This window comes from Rhizobium sp. K33 (genome assembly GCF_056501445.1).
Genome location: NZ_CP096478.1, coordinates 999,084 through 1,013,827, shown reverse-complemented (window position 1 = coordinate 1,013,827; position 14,744 = coordinate 999,084). Strand labels below are relative to the sequence as shown.

The 14,744-nt window shown below is 61.2% G+C and carries 13 protein-coding genes; 9 read left to right on the top strand and 4 right to left on the bottom strand.

Features of this window, described 5'->3' with window-relative positions:
* Positions 1-43: 43 nt before the first annotated feature.
* Both ndk and M1E12_RS05010 read right to left on the bottom strand, forming a co-directional pair.
* A complete protein-coding gene (gene ndk, locus M1E12_RS05015) occupies positions 44-466 on the bottom strand; it encodes a nucleoside-diphosphate kinase (protein ID WP_113459297.1) in 423 nt (140 codons plus the stop codon).
* A 117-nt stretch (positions 467-583) separates the two neighbouring features.
* On the bottom strand, positions 584-1,267 hold the full coding sequence (locus M1E12_RS05010) for a glutathione S-transferase family protein (protein WP_479563955.1): 684 nt from the start codon (positions 1,265-1,267) through the stop codon (positions 584-586).
* A 134-nt stretch (positions 1,268-1,401) separates the two neighbouring features.
* Here M1E12_RS05010 and M1E12_RS05005 point away from each other — a divergent pair, with 134 nt between their 5' ends.
* From M1E12_RS05005 to M1E12_RS04980, 6 genes are all read left to right on the top strand, one after another.
* Positions 1,402-1,908: a DinB family protein gene (locus M1E12_RS05005; protein ID WP_479563954.1), complete on the top strand. Its 507-nt coding sequence runs from the start codon at positions 1,402-1,404 to the stop codon at positions 1,906-1,908.
* Positions 1,909-2,030: 122 nt separating this feature from the next.
* On the top strand, positions 2,031-3,068 hold the full coding sequence (locus tag M1E12_RS05000) for a GGDEF domain-containing protein (RefSeq protein ID WP_479563953.1): 1,038 nt from the start codon (positions 2,031-2,033) through the stop codon (positions 3,066-3,068).
* A gap of 60 nt (positions 3,069-3,128) precedes the next feature.
* Positions 3,129-5,018 carry an ABC-F family ATP-binding cassette domain-containing protein gene (locus M1E12_RS04995; RefSeq protein WP_479563952.1) on the top strand — a complete coding sequence of 630 codons (1,890 nt, stop codon included), beginning with the start codon at positions 3,129-3,131 and terminating at the stop codon, positions 5,016-5,018.
* A gap of 68 nt (positions 5,019-5,086) precedes the next feature.
* Complete coding sequence (locus M1E12_RS04990; protein ID WP_479563951.1) at positions 5,087-5,332, top strand: type II toxin-antitoxin system VapB family antitoxin; 246 nt, start codon at positions 5,087-5,089, stop codon at positions 5,330-5,332.
* Entirely contained in the window at positions 5,332-5,724 is a 393-nt protein-coding gene (locus tag M1E12_RS04985) for a type II toxin-antitoxin system VapC family toxin (RefSeq protein WP_479563950.1), read from the top strand. The genes M1E12_RS04990 and M1E12_RS04985 overlap by 1 nt, the downstream gene beginning before the upstream one ends.
* A 32-nt stretch (positions 5,725-5,756) precedes the next feature.
* Positions 5,757-7,820, top strand: a complete 2,064-nt coding sequence (locus M1E12_RS04980) for a prolyl oligopeptidase family serine peptidase (RefSeq protein WP_479563949.1) — start codon at positions 5,757-5,759, stop codon at positions 7,818-7,820.
* A gap of 36 nt (positions 7,821-7,856) precedes the next feature.
* Here the strand turns inward: M1E12_RS04980 and M1E12_RS04975 are convergent, their stop codons facing one another.
* Positions 7,857-8,306: a DNA polymerase III subunit chi gene (locus M1E12_RS04975; protein ID WP_136538819.1), complete on the bottom strand. Its 450-nt coding sequence runs from the start codon at positions 8,304-8,306 to the stop codon at positions 7,857-7,859.
* A 20-nt stretch (positions 8,307-8,326) separates the two neighbouring features.
* The gene (locus M1E12_RS04970) at positions 8,327-9,823 is read right to left on the bottom strand and encodes a leucyl aminopeptidase (RefSeq protein WP_479563948.1); all 1,497 of its coding nucleotides are present in this window, start codon (positions 9,821-9,823) and stop codon (positions 8,327-8,329) included.
* Positions 9,824-10,091: 268 nt separating this feature from the next.
* Here M1E12_RS04970 and M1E12_RS04965 point away from each other — a divergent pair, with 268 nt between their 5' ends.
* The 3 genes from M1E12_RS04965 to M1E12_RS04955 are packed head-to-tail and all read left to right on the top strand — an operon-like array spanning position 10,092 to position 14,670.
* On the top strand, positions 10,092-11,258 hold the full coding sequence (locus tag M1E12_RS04965; RefSeq protein ID WP_479564830.1) for an LptF/LptG family permease: 1,167 nt from the start codon (positions 10,092-10,094) through the stop codon (positions 11,256-11,258).
* Positions 11,255-12,337 (top strand): LPS export ABC transporter permease LptG, encoded by a 1,083-nt coding sequence (gene lptG / locus M1E12_RS04960; RefSeq protein WP_479563947.1) that lies wholly within the window; start codon positions 11,255-11,257, stop codon positions 12,335-12,337. Before M1E12_RS04965 ends, lptG begins: the two co-directional genes overlap by 4 nt.
* Positions 12,337-14,670, top strand: a complete 2,334-nt coding sequence (locus M1E12_RS04955) for an LPS-assembly protein LptD (protein WP_479563946.1) — start codon at positions 12,337-12,339, stop codon at positions 14,668-14,670. The genes lptG and M1E12_RS04955 overlap by 1 nt, the downstream gene beginning before the upstream one ends.
* Positions 14,671-14,744 lie beyond the last annotated feature (74 nt).

Genomic DNA, 14,744 nt, shown 5'->3' with positions numbered 1-14,744 from the left:
TCAACTCATTCAACGCCTTGAGGCAGAAGCCTCAGGACTTGATTCAGCCGACGATCTCGGTGTCGGCGAACCAGTACTTGATTTCCTGGGCAGCGGTTTCCGGAGCATCCGAACCGTGAACCGAGTTTTCGCCGATCGAGAGAGCGAACATCTTGCGGATGGTGCCTTCATCGGCATTGGCCGGGTTGGTGGCGCCCATGATCTCGCGGTTCTTGAGGATGGCGTTTTCGCCTTCGAGAACCTGAACGACGGTCGGGCCCGAGGTCATGCCTTCAACCAGTTCGCCGAAGAAGGGGCGTTCCTTGTGAACGGCGTAGAAGCCTTCGGCTTCGCGCTTCGACATCCATACGCGCTTGGAAGCGACGACACGCAGGCCGTTGTCTTCGAAGACCTTGGTGATGGCGCCGGTCAGGTTGCGCTTGGTGGCATCGGGCTTGATCATCGAGAAGGTGCGTTCAATCGCCATCAGTCTCATCCTTTTGTCTGTCAGGGAAAGTGGGCGGTATCTACCCGCCCCGAATCACGAAGACAAGAGGGGTTCGACAATTTCACGACGACGTCACAATCGACCGAATTCGAGGGCTCAGGCGACTGCTCGCCCCACGCCTTCGTAGAGATCGAGGCAGCGATCGAACCAGCGGGTGACGGGGTCATCCGCCGGAAGATGGATCGAGCCTGTGGTGATCTTCAGCCACTGCAGCGCGCCGAAGACGATGTAGTCGGCAAAAAGCGGTGTGGCTCCGCCGATGAAGGGCTGGTGGCCCAGCATGTGGCGCAATGGCTGGAGGGCGGCAGGCAGAGCGGCGATGGCTGCATCGCGGCCGGCAGCGACTTCCTCCAGGGTGCGCCCGAGCCTTTCTTCTCGGCTCTTGCGGAAATAGTCCTGATCGGTCGGGGCGAGCATGGCATGGATATCGGAGAGCGCGATCCGCGATACCACGCCGTGGACGACCTGCTGCGAATAGCCCTCGACGAAACGCGCGGCGGCAACACCGCCCTGCCCGCCAAACAGGCTCGGTTCGTCCGGATAGTGCTCGTCCAGATACTGCGCGATGCGGAAGCTGTCCGAGATGAGTTCCTGTCCGTCCCGGATGAAGGGCACCGTCTTCGAGAAGCCGTTCTCGGTGGTTGGAATGGCCGTGAAGGCCAGCGGACGCTCTTCAAAAGCCAGCCCCTTGTGATGCAGCGCCATCACCACTTTCCAGCAGTGTGGCGAAAAGGGACGGGCCGCATCGGCGCCGCACAGCGAATAAAGCGTAATCGTCATCGGTTTCTCCTGGTTCGCGACAGACAAACCGATCCTTGCGCAAGATGCAAATCAGCATTTTTCATGGAACCGATAACCCACATTGGGGTCAAAGGCCGCTAGAGTGGCCGGGAACCACCATCAGGAGCTTCGCCATGCAGAACTACCAGATGCTCGCCGCCTACAATGCCTGGGCCAACAGACTGCTTTATGCCGCCGTCACCGAGCTCTCCGAAGACGAGTTGCACCGCGATACCGGCGCCTTCTTCGGCTCGGTCTTCGCCACCCTCAGCCATATCCTGGTTGCCGACCGCGTCTGGCTAAACCGCTTCACTGGCGAAGGACCCAAGCCGAAGACGCTCGACGAGAAGCCTTACGCGACGTTGCCGGAGCTGCATGCCGCGCGCGTTCAGGAAGATGCGCGGATCATCGACTTTATCGACAGCCTCACGCCCGATCAGCTCGAGGCGAGCTTCAGCTACACACCGGTGACGTCACCGGAGCTCGTTTCCCACAAACTCTGGCCTGCCCTCACCCATTTCTTCAACCACCAGACCCATCACCGCGGACAAATTCATGCGGGGCTGACCGGCATGGGCAAATCGAGCCTCAGCCTGGATCTGATTTACTTCGTGCGCAGCGAAGGGAAGCAATGGCTATGACGGAAACGCTCTGCCCGTTCACCACCGGCTAACCACGCGTCCGGAGTTCGGGGCGAGTTTAACGAAATTTGCAACCGTCTCCGCAAGACTGCCGGCCAAACGCCATGGGGACGGGATCGGGCATGCAAAACACACATCAGACGGGAGCGGGTGACGACCTTCAGAAGATCTCGGTCTTCATGCTGAAGCATCAGATCGCGGGTCTGCCGCGAAACTTCGAGCTGGTGTACGAGGCCATGACCGGCGGCAGTCCGGATCTCGCCCGGGACCTTTCTGCACTTGGTGCGCGCCCCTCACAGTCCGCACTCGACCAGCTCGGACTCAGGTATCGCCTCCCCGGTCATTGCGGGATGACGGCGACGCATCTCCAGGCGGAGACGGTCAAGACGCTGTCGCGGGTCAGTGATCAGCTTTCCCTCGGGCTCAGCCAGAAGCGTGCTTTCACCAATTCCGTCGAAGCCGTCATCCGCTCCATCCGCGACGACATGACCATCGGCGTCGACCAGCTGCTGGGTGAGCTCGAAATGCTCGCCTCGATCGGCAGCGCCATGGTGCGCTCGGAGACCGAACTCACCACAAGCGTGAAGGAGGGCCTGGAGGATCTCGAACGCGCGGACCGCGCCCTTCGTGCCGCCCAGGCGATGATGACTAAGGATCGGCTGACCGGGCTCCCCAACCGCATCAGTCTCTTCCAGACGCTCGACGACCTGCATGCCGAAGCGTCGCCCGCGCATCCGGCAGCCCTCGTCCTGATCGAGATCATCGATCTGCCCGGTCTGCAGCACCAGTATGGTGACGAAGCCGTCAGCAAGCTCGTGAAAGGGCTCGCCGGGATCTTCCGCAAGGCAATCAAGAAGAATGATGTCATCGCCCGGATCGAGGCGGATACCTTCGCCTTCGTCTTCGAAGGCATCAATGCCGACGAAGCGCATATCATCGCCGAACGGCTGTTCACGACGGCAGAAAACAATCTCGTCTTTGCTTCAGAGACATCCCATGAGGTCGGCGGCCTGCCGCTCGCCATCGGTCATGCCATGGCGCATGAGGCGGCAGATCCCACCGCATGGCTCGCGATCGCCAAGACGGCAACCATGCTCGCCCGACAGAATCCGCGCCAGCCGATCATCGGCTACAAGCCCGGACCGCGACAGGTCGCCTAAGCGCTTCCCCTCCGGCCGGCCGCTTGCCTTTGGTCGTGACATCGGCCAAAAGCCAGTGCCATGATCACGATCACCGACATCTCCGCCCGCGTCGCCGGACGCCTGCTCATCGACCATGCCAGCGTCTCGCTGCCGGCCGGCACCAAGGCCGGCCTCGTCGGCAAGAACGGGGCGGGCAAGTCCACCCTGTTTCGCATCATCACCGGCGATCTCGGATCCGAAAGCGGCTCGGTCTCGATCCCGAAGAATGCGCGCATCGGCCAGGTCGCACAGGAGGCGCCGGGAACGGAAGACTCGCTGATCTCGATCGTGCTTGCCGCCGACAAGGAGCGGGCAGCCCTGCTTGCGGAAGCAGAGACGGCGACCGATCCCCATCGCATCGCTGAAATCCAGACGCGGCTTGCCGACATCGGAGCGCATTCGGCGGAAGCGCGCGCGGCGACGATCCTGTCTGGTCTCGGTTTCGACCACGAGGCGCAGCTGCGCCCTGCCTCGTCCTTTTCCGGCGGCTGGCGCATGCGCGTGGCGCTGGCTTCGGTGCTGTTTGCCGAGCCGGACCTGCTGCTGCTCGACGAACCGACCAACTATCTCGACCTCGAAGGCACGCTGTGGCTGGAAGACTATGTGCGCCGCTATCCGCACACGGTCATCATCATCAGCCATGACCGCGACCTCCTGAACACTGCGGTCAACTCGATCATCCACCTCGACCAGAAGAAGCTGACCTTCTATCGCGGCGGCTATGACAGTTTCGAGCGTCAGAAGGCCGAAAACGACGAATTGCAGATGAAGGCGAAGGCGAAGAACGACGCCGCACGCAAACATCTGCAGAGCTTCATCGACCGCTTCCGCGCCAAGGCGACCAAGGCCAAGCAGGCGCAAAGCCGCATCAAGGCGCTCGAGCGCATGGGAACGGTTGCTGCCGTCATCGAGGACCATGTCCATCCGATCACCTTCCCCAAACCGGAGAAGCAGCCCGCCTCCCCCATCGTTGCGATTTCCGGTGGCGTGGTCGGCTATGAGCCGGGCAAGCCGATCCTGAAGAACCTCAACCTGCGCATCGACAACGACGATCGGATCGCGCTGCTTGGTTCGAACGGCAACGGCAAGTCCACCTTCGCCAAGTTCATTTCGGGGCGTCTGGAGGCGCAGGGCGGACAGCTGAAGACCGCGCCGAGCCTGAAGATCGGCTTTTTCGCCCAGCACCAGCTCGATGACCTGGTCCCCAATGAGAGCCCGGTCGCCCATGTGCGCCGGCTGATGCCGCTGGAGCCGGAAGCCAAGGTGCGCGCCCGGGTCGCGCAGATGGGACTGGCGACGGAGAAGATGGAGACGGCCGCGAAGGATCTCTCCGGCGGCGAGAAGGCGCGCCTGCTCATGGGGCTTGCCGCCTTCCATGCGCCGAACCTTCTGATTCTCGACGAGCCGACCAACCATCTCGACATCGACAGCCGCAAGGCACTGATCGAGGCGCTGAACGACTACGAAGGCGCAGTCATCCTGATTTCCCACGATCGCCACCTGATAGAGGCGACTGTCGACCGCCTGTGGCTCGTCAACAACGGCACCGTGACCAGCTTTGACGGCGACATGGAAGAGTACCGCTCGCTCATCATTGCCTCTGGCAAGAAGCCGGCGGAGAAGGACAAGGGCGATGGCGGCTCCGATACCGTCAACAAGGCCGAACAGCGCAAGGCGGCTGCCGACAAGCGGGCGAGCCTTGCGCCGCTGAAGAAAAAGATCAATGAAGTCGAGGCCTTGACGAAGAAGCTGGAGACTTTGATTCAGGCTCTGGATAAGGAGCTCGCCGACCCTGCGCTCTACGAGAAGGCGCCGGCCAAGGCGGCGGAAAAGGCCAAGCAGCGCGGCGAAGCGGCGGCCAAGCTTTCGGCTGCGGAAGAGCAGTGGCTGGAGCTTTCCGCCGAATATGAAGAGGGCATGGCCGGCTGAAGCCGGCCTTCCTTGTTGAACCTCTGGATATACACTATCTTGACAGCGTATATTCACGAGGTGACGCCATGCCACCATATGTGCGTGATGAACGAGTGAACCAACTCGCCGAACAGGCGCAGAAGATCTTGAAAGCCCCGACCAAGACGGATGCGATCCGCCAGGCGCTCGAGCGCGTCGTGGAAGCGGACGAGCAGCGCCCCCCGCTCGCCGAGCGCCTGGAGAAGATCAAACAGCGCTACCAAGCCATGGGGAGCGACGATCCCGACTTCGATCAAGAGGCGTTTCTCGACGAGATGTGGGGCGATACCTGATGTTCCTCGATGCCTCGGCTATCATCGAATATTTTCTCGAAGGACCGGAATACGAACGGATCGCTGCCTGCCTGTCCAATTCGGGTACACAATTCTTCGTTTCGCCGACTGTGATCTTTGAAGCGACCACCGTATTGGCTGGCAGGCGTCAGATTGCTGTGGATGAGGCGACGAGCCTCATCATGGAGTTCCTCACCGAACTCAACGCCGAGGTCATCCCGGCCACCCGCGACACCGCATTGGCCGCGCTCGATGCCTTCTCGCGTTATGGCAAGGTTCGTCACCCCGCTCGCCTCAATTTCGGCGACTGCTTTTCCTATGCAGGGGCCAAGGCATCCGGGGCGGCCCTTCTCTATGTGGGCACCGATTTCAGCCGCACCGACCTCGCCTGATCGCAATTGTAAGACACAACAGGAGTAGCAGCATGGATCTCTTTCTCGAAAAGGATGACGATCCGCGCACCCTGGCCTTTGTCTCAGAGCGAAACCGCCTTTCCGAAGAGAGCCTCGCGACGCCCGAAATGCAGGCCGATGCCGAAGCGCTGCAGGCCATGATGGAGCGCCAGGACAGGCTGATCGTGCCGACACGTCGCGGAAACTGGCTGTTCGACTTCAACCGTTCGCGCGAGAACCCGCTCGGGGTTCTGCGCCGGCTGCCCGCAACACATACCCCACGTCCCGATGCTCCCTGGGAGACGGTCTTCGATCTCGACGCCTTCTGTGCGCGAGACGGAAAACGCTGGATCTTCGGCGGCTCCGTCACCTGCCCCTTCGAGCCGACGCGGGTCCTGCTGCGCCTGTCTGACGGCGGATCCGACCTCACCCGCTTTCTCGAATTCGATCTGGAAGCAAAACAGGTGGTCGATGGCGGCTTCGATACGCCGGCGGTGCGAGCACAGGCGTCCTGGCTCAGCCGTGACGAGATCCTCTACTTTGGCTCCATCGACACCTTTTCAGCCACCCAGTCTGGTTGGCCAAGGGTCGGACGGCGACTGCGGCGCGGCGAGGAGCCGGCAAAAGCGGACATCTTGTTCGAAGCAGCCTCGACCGATGTCACCGGCTACGGCTTCGTCATCGATCCGGCGCTCGGCGGCCACGAGGGCCCGGAGACGCAGCAGTTCCGTGTCTTCATGGAGAACCACGAGATCGGCAAGCTCAGCCTCAACATCGAGAATGGGGATGGCATTCCGCGCCGCCTGCCTTTGCCGCGGGAAATCGGCTTCGACATCAATCACAGCCATATTCTCTGGCTTGCCAAGACAGACGAACAGGTTCCGTCCGGCAGCCTTGTGCTTCAGGCGCTGACACCTTTCGGCGATCAACCGCTGGGGACCGAGCGGCGCATTCTCGTGGAGCCGGCACCGGGGCGAGCCGTGCATCATTTCTCGCTCCTGCGGAATTTTGCGGTCTACTCGGTGGACGACCGCCTTTCGCCATCGCTTTACGTGCTCGATCTGACCAAGGCCGACGCTGAGCCGCAGCGGATTTCCCTGCCGGACGGGATTGAAGCACTCTACTTCACGCCGCTCTATGCCGACCTGCATCTGGGCGACGATACGCTCTCCGTCATCGGCTCCGGTTTTCTCAAGCCCCCGACGCGCTACACCCTCTCGCTGTCCGACGAGGCGCGGCGGCCCGTGTCTACGCCGCCCGTTCTTGTGGCAGAAGACACTTCACCTGCCTTTTTCGATGCAGAGGGGATGACGAGCCTTCTGCTGGAAGCCACATCAGAAGACGGCACCAAGGTGCCCTACCATCTCGTGCTGCCGAAAACCTGGACGGAGGGCGAATTGCCCGTGCTGATCTACGGGTACGGCGGTTTTGCCGCCTCGCTTGCTCCGCACTATTCCGGCACCACGGGTCGCTTCCTCGAACAGGGTGGCGCTTATGTTCAGGCCTATATCCGCGGTGGCTCTGAGCTCGGGCCGCAATGGCATACACCGGTGAAGCGACACGGTCGTCACAAGGCCTACGAGGACTTCGTCGCCATCGCCCGCGACCTCGTGAAACGCGGCTATTCGAAACCCACGCGGATCGCCTGCACGGGCGGCAGCAATGGCGGCTTGCTGACCGGCGTCATGCTGACGCGTTACCCAGACGACTTCGGCGCCGTCTGGTGCCGCGTGCCCGTGCTCGACATGACGCGGTTCCATAAGTTTCCGGCAGGACGAGCGTGGATGGACGAATACGGCAATCCGGACGATGAGGCAGACCGCGCCTATCTGCTCAGCTACTCGCCACTCCACCAAGTCAAGCCGGCGTCGGAGCAAGCCTACCCGCCGATCTACATCGAAAGCTCGAGCAATGACGACCGGGTTCATCCCTCCCATGCCAGACGCTTCGCGCTCCGGCTGGAAGAAGCAGGGCATACACCCCTGTTTCACGAACACGGATCGGGCGGACATGGCGGCGCCGGCAACTCAGCCGAGATGGCACGGCGCACGGCCATGGGCTACAGTTTTTTGCGCAAGACGATCATTACGCCCTGACGCTTTTATCCCGAGCGCAGTAGTAGGCGTCGTGGATCAGGCTTTCTTTTCCCACCGGCCTTCGGGTGTCTGCTGCCAATAGGTCAGGCTGTGCCCCTCGCCCTTGAGGCGCTTCCACTGCGCGCGTGCGCCCTCGACCTGCTCGGTGTCATAGCCATCGAAGACGAAGACGATCCGGTCGTAAGCGAGATCCGCAGGCGGCTCGGCACCATCGACGAGGAAACGCACGCTGGCGCTGTTCTGATTGTCCTGCTCGACGGTGAGCAGGACCGGCTGCCGGTCTGGCGAGGCTCCCTCGTCTGTCCCGTGCGGCAGAAAGCTCTCCTCGCGATAGGTCCACAGATGCGCGTCGAGCGCGTCACGCCGCTCCGCGTCGCGGGTTTGCACCGCGACCTTCCAGCCTCGTTCGACGCTCTTTTCCAGGAGCGGCGGGAGCGCGTCCTCAAGCTTCGATTCCGTCAAATGGTAGAACAGGACTTCGGCCATCGGGCGCGCCGTCTCCAGACTTACGATTCGTAGTTCGCCCGTACCAGTTCATCCAGAAGTCGCACACCATAGCCCGAACCCCAGGACTGGTTGATCTCGTCATTTGGCGAACCCATGGCGGTGCCGGCGATGTCTAGATGCGCCCAAGGGGTGTCCTTGACGAAGCGCTTCAGGAACTGGGCAGCTGTGATCGAGCCCGCCTGACGCCCGCCGGTGTTCTTCATATCGGCGAATTTCGAGTCGATCAGCTTGTCGTAGTCCTTGCCGAGCGGCATGCGCCACAGACGCTCATTGGTTGTTAGGCCGGCCGCGAGCAGCTTCTCCGAGAGATCGTCGTCGTTGGAGAAAAGCCCGGCATGCAGGCTGCCAAGCGCGACCGTGATGGCGCCGGTCAGCGTCGCCAGATTGATCATGAAAGCCGGCTCGAAGCGGTCGTTGCAATACCAGAGGGCATCGCACAGAACGAGGCGGCCTTCCGCATCGGTGTTGATCACTTCGATCGTCTGGCCCGACATGGAGGTGACGATGTCCCCCGGACGCTGGGCGTTGCCGTCGGGCATGTTCTCGACCAGACCGAGGATGCCGATCGCGTTCACCTTGGCCTTTCGGGCGGCAAGCACATGCATGAGACCGGTCACTGCGGCGGCACCGCCCATGTCACCCTTCATGTCCTCCATGCCACCAGCAGGCTTGATGGAAATGCCGCCGGTATCGAAGACTACGCCCTTGCCGACAAAGGCGATCGGCTTGTCCTTCGACTTTCCGCCTTTCCACTGCATGACGACAAGGCGCGGGGGACGCACGGATCCCTGTGCCACGCCGAGCAGCGCGCCCATTCCGAGCTTCTTCATTTCCTTCTCGGTCAGGATCTCCACCTCGACCCCGAGCTTTTCCAGTTCCTTGGCCTTGGCGGCGAATTCGAGCGGACCGAGAACATTGGCCGGTTCATTGACGAGATCACGCGCAAGGGTCACGCCATCTGCAATGGCTTGGGTTTCCGCGAAGGCTTTCTTGGCGGCCGCGGCCTGGGCAGTGACGATCGTCACCTTGACCGTCTTGTCACCCTTCTCCTCGTCGTCCTCCGCCTTCTTCTTGGTCTTGTAGGTGTCGAACTTGTAGGCGCGCAGCAGCATGCCGAGGGCGAAATCGGCGGCAGCCTTGGGCGAGACCTCCACGCCGGGGACGTCCATGTAGATGGCAACCTTCTCGGCGCCCTTCAGGGCCGCCGTCGCAACACCGCCGGCCTTCAGCCAATCATGGCCGGTCAAGGCATCGCCCTTGCCGAGACCGATGACGACCATGCGATCGAGCGGCGAACCATGTGGCGCGACGATGTCGAGGGTGGCAAGCGCCTTTCCGGTGAATTTCGCAGCCTTGGCAGCGCGCGCATAAACGCCTGCCGGATCTGCTTCGGACGCTCCAGCCGGCATCTCTGCGCCCGACGTCGTCAACAGGATAGCGAGACCTCCCGTTGCAGAATGGGTCGGAGCGAAGGAGACAGCGAGTTTCAACGACATGAAGGGCACCTTGTTGGCATTTCGGGGAGTTCGTGCTGGATCATGGTCTTTTCGCAAACGATGGCAAGAGTTTGACCGGATATTCCTGTCTCAATCCCCCGATTGCGAGCGCCACCTCGGAGCGTGTCCGATTTATCGCGGTGGGACAAAAAACAGCCTCATCAAGCCGGGGAAAATACCTTCGGGCGGTCGCCAAATCGCCGCAAGCGTCGTAGAGAAAGCCCATCCTCGGCGCGACGTCTGCGTGTCGCGCCTGCAAGGGAACCCTATGAAGATACTCGAACAATACATTCTGCGGCGGGTCGTCCTGATGTTTACGACAGCACTGCTTCCGGTGCTGGCGATCATCTGGACCACGCAGGTGTTGCAGCGTATCAACCTCGTCACGGACAGCGGACAATCGGTCGGCTCCTTCATGGTGCTCGCCACCATGATCCTGCCCACCATCGTGGCGACGGTTCTGCCGTTTGCGCTGGTCATCGGCATCACCCATACGCTGACGACGATGAACAACGATTCGGAACTCGCCGTCATCGATGCGGCCGGAGCGCCGAGAGGGATCATTCAGCGTCCGCTCATCTTGCTTGCAGCAGGGCTCAGCCTGTTCTCCTTCGTGATGATGGGCTTCATCGAGCCTGCCATGCGCGTCAATGTCCGGACCATGATCGCCACGGCCTATGCGGATCTCTTGTCCTCCGTGATCGAGGAGAAGACTTTCCGGCAGATCGAGCCGGGGCTTTTCGTCCAGATTTCGGAACGCCAGTCCGGCCGCGCCATGAAGGGCCTGCTGGTTGCCGATTCCCGTGATCCGTCTTCGGAGCTCATCTACTACGCTCGCGAAGGCGCGGTCGACGAGAGCGGCAAGTCGCTGGTCATGCAGGACGGTGAAGTGCAGCGAAAGGCACCGAATGGCGATGTGACGGTTATCCGCTTCGACCGCTATGCCTTTGACCTGTCCGATCTGTCGGAGGAGCGCGGCCAGGCCCGCTTCGGTGCGAAGGACCGCGACCTCTTCTACCTGATGGACCCGGATCCGCTGGATGAGCGGTATCTTAAGGATCCGAACGATTATCGTGCAGAGTTACACCGCCGAGTTAGTGCATCCTTTTTTCCACTGGTCTTCGCTTTCGTGAGCCTCATGATGTGCGGCGACGCGAGATCGCACCGTGAAGCGCATCTTCACCCCATGGCATCGGCGCTTCTCCTGTCCCTGGCGATTTTCTGGGCCTCGAATTACGTCACTTCGCTGGCGGAGACGTCCGGCGCCTACATTCCTTTACAGTACCTGATCCCGCTCGGCAGCGGGGCGGCTGCCATATTCTTCCTTGCAACCAACCGACGCCCGAAGCTGCCGCGTGCCTTTTCAGCACTAGTGCAGAGGGCTATGTCGGCGACTGAGAAGCGTCTCGGCAATGGAACCGGGGGCGCCTCATGATCTGGACGCTGGGCCTCTATTTCTTCCGCCGCTACATGATGACGACACTCTGGTTCTTCCTCGGTGTCGTCTCGATCACCTATCTCATCGACTTTACCGAAACGTCGGGACGATATGACAGTCTTCCTGGCTATTCGGTACCAGGGGTCCTCTATCTCACAGCGCTGAGATTGCCGTTGATCCTTCAGCAGACCGTCCCCTTCATCGGGCTATTTGTAGGAATGGCGACGCTGATCGCCCTGAATCGCAAGTCGGAACTGGTGGTTGCGCGTGCCGCCGGCATTTCCGTTTGGCAGTTCATGGCACCCTTCCTGATCGGTGCCGTGCTGATCGGGCTTACAACCACATTGGTCATCAATCCGCTCGCAGCCTGGGGCAAGCGACAGGGTACGGAAATCGAGACACAATGGCGCGAAGCTGCAGGCAGCGCCAAACCCGCGCCGATCCCGTGGCTCCGTCAATCAAGCGGGGAGAATGATGTGGCGCTTGGCGCGCGCGCGGTCCTTGAGGACGGAACGCTACTCGTCGATGCCGTTCTGCTGCATTTCGATTCCGACGGCCGCATCATCCTGCGTCAGGATGCACGCACAGCGAAATTGAAAGATGGTTACTGGATGCTTACCGACGTGCTGGAGACACGTCCCGGGGAGATCCAGACCCGTCTTGCGGAGGCGCGTGTTGCGACGAACCTCAACGAGGAGTTTGTACAGCAAAGGCTGGCAAACCCGGAGAGCGTTGCTTTTTATGATCTTTTTCAGAAAATTGAAGTTGCCCGCTCATTCGGGATCGCGCCGCATGCGCTGGAGACGCAACTTCATTCGCTTCTGTCGCTGCCATTCCTGATGATCGCCATGACGTTGATCGCGGCAACCGTTTCGCTGAAATTCAGCCGTATCAACCAATCGCGCACGGTGATTCTCGGTGGAATATTGTCAGGCTTCGTGCTTTATGTTGTCACAGTGCTCGTCAGAGCATTCGGAAGCAGCGGCGTCATGCCGCCATATGTTGCGGCCTGGGTCCCAGTTGTCGTAGCGATGGCACTGGGGGCAACGATTCTGCTTCACAAGGAGGATGGTTAGTGGCGGTAAAAGACCGCGGGAATATCAGGAGGCTTTCAGTAGCCCTGCTGACCAGTGTCGCTGTGTGCGCTTTGCCGCTCACCGCGCCTCTCGTGCATGCGCAGAGCCTGACCGACTCACCGTCGGCGGCGAGTGAACTCCCTGATGACGCGAAGCTGCTCCTTGCAGCCAATGAACTCGTTTATGACCGTGATGCAGAGCGCGTTGTCGCCAACGGTGCGGTGCAGATCAATTATGCCGGCTACCAGATGGTCGCTCGGCAGGTCGTCTATGATCAGAAGACAGGCCGCGTCACCGCGGCCGGCAATATCGAGCTGGTCGAGCCGACCGGTAACCGCATCTATGCGGACTCGCTCGACGTTACCGACAATTTCTCCGACGGCTTCCTGAGAGCGCTGCGCGTCGAGACCACCGACAACACGCGCCTGGTCGCCGAAAGTGCGGAGCGCGTCGGCGGCAACCAGATGATCCTGCACAAGGGCGTCTACACCGCCTGTTTGCCCTGCGCCGAAAATCCCGGTCGCCCGCCGATCTGGCAGGTGAAGGCAGAGCGCGTCGTTCAGGATGGCAAGAAGCAGACCGTGCGCCTCGAGAAGGCCCGGTTCGAGCTCTTCGGTCACTCGATCGCCACCCTGCCCTTCATCGTGGTGCCTGATAACACCGTGAAGCGAAAGACGGGCTTCCTGTTCCCCGAATTCCGTTCGGGCGAAAATGTCGGCTTCGGCATTTCGGTCCCCTACTACATCGCCATCGCGCCGGATCGTGATGCGACGATCACGACGACAGGTTTCAGCACCCAGGGCGTGCTTCTGGAAGCAGAGCTGCGGCAGCGGTTCGAGAAGGGGCAGGCGAACCTTCGGCTGGCCGGCATCAGCCAGATGAATACCGACGAGTTCGCGGCCGGCACGAGCGACGCCGAACGTGACTTCCGTGGTCTCGTCGCCTCGAAGGGCGACTTCAAGATCAATCCTCGCTGGTCCTTCGGCTGGGACGTCATGTTCCAGACCGACAACAACTTTGCCCGTACCTACGGCGTCGAGGGACTGAACAGTTCGACGAACACCAACACGGTCTACCTGACGGGTGTCGGTGAGCGTAATTTCTTCGACATGCGCGGCTATTATTTCGACGTTCAGGACGCAGATCTGGACGACACCGCCGAGAAGAAGCAGGCGACCGTCCTGCCGGTCATCGACTACAGCTACTATGCGCCGGAACTGGTCGCTGGCGGCCAGCTGTCGGGCACGCTGAACTTCACCTCGCTGTCGCGCTTCTCCAGCGAGGCGGCGGACACGAACGGCGATGGGCGCGACGACCTCTATCGTGGCCTTAAGGGCAATATGAACCGTCTGTCGGGCGAACTCGAATGGGAGCGAACCTTCGACGGTCCGGGCGGTCTCCAGATCACCCCACTGCTCGCCGCACGCGGTGACGTCTTTGGTCTCGCGATGGACAATCCGGCGGATTATACCGGCGGCTACACGTCCAATGATGCGCCAGCCCGCGCTCTGTTCACCGCCGGTGTCGAACTGCGCTATCCCTGGCTGATCACGACGGCAAACAGCTCCCACATCATCGAGCCGATCGCGCAGATCTACGCGCGCAACGACGAGGATTTCGCAGGGCAGTTGCCGAACGAAGATTCGCAGAGCCTGGTCTTCGACGCCAGCAACCTCTTCTCGCGCAACAAGTTCTCGGGCTTCGACCGCGTTGAGGGTGGAACGCGTGCGAATGTCGGCATGCGCTATACCGGCAGCTTCGACAACGGCATCGGCGTGCGTGCGGTGGTCGGTCAGTCCTACCATCTGGCGGGCCTGAACTCCTATGCAACGGATGACCTGCTGGCGGTAGGCACCGATTCCGGTCTCGAAACAGATGTCTCGGACTTCGTCGCCTCTGCCGGCTTCGAGCTGCCGATCGGTCTGTCGCTGAGCGCTGGCGTCCGCCTCGACGAGAAGACGCTCGACGTGCGCCGGACCGACCTCAACGCCACCTATGCGCAGGATCGTTTCGAAACGAGCCTGACCTTCACTCAGGTCGATGCCCGTCCGGAATACTCGTTCACCAACGACAATCAGACGTTGACGAGCTCGTCGACCGTGAAGGTCAACCAGAACTGGTCGGTGTTCGGCTCGGTCAACTACGACATCGATGCGAATACCTTCAATCGCCGTAGCGTCGGGATTTCCTATGCCGACGAATGCACGGTCTTCTCGATCGCCTATTCGGACAAGTATGACCCGAATGATGAGACGGCGAACGACTGGACGATTGGCGGCAAATTGGTGTTCCGCACCCTTGGCGAGATCAATCTCAGCGACAACTCGTTCTGAGCGATTTCCGCTCCGCTTCGGCGGAGGTCATTGTTTCGCCGCACGGATTGTGCAATCCGTGCGGCAGTTCTAAA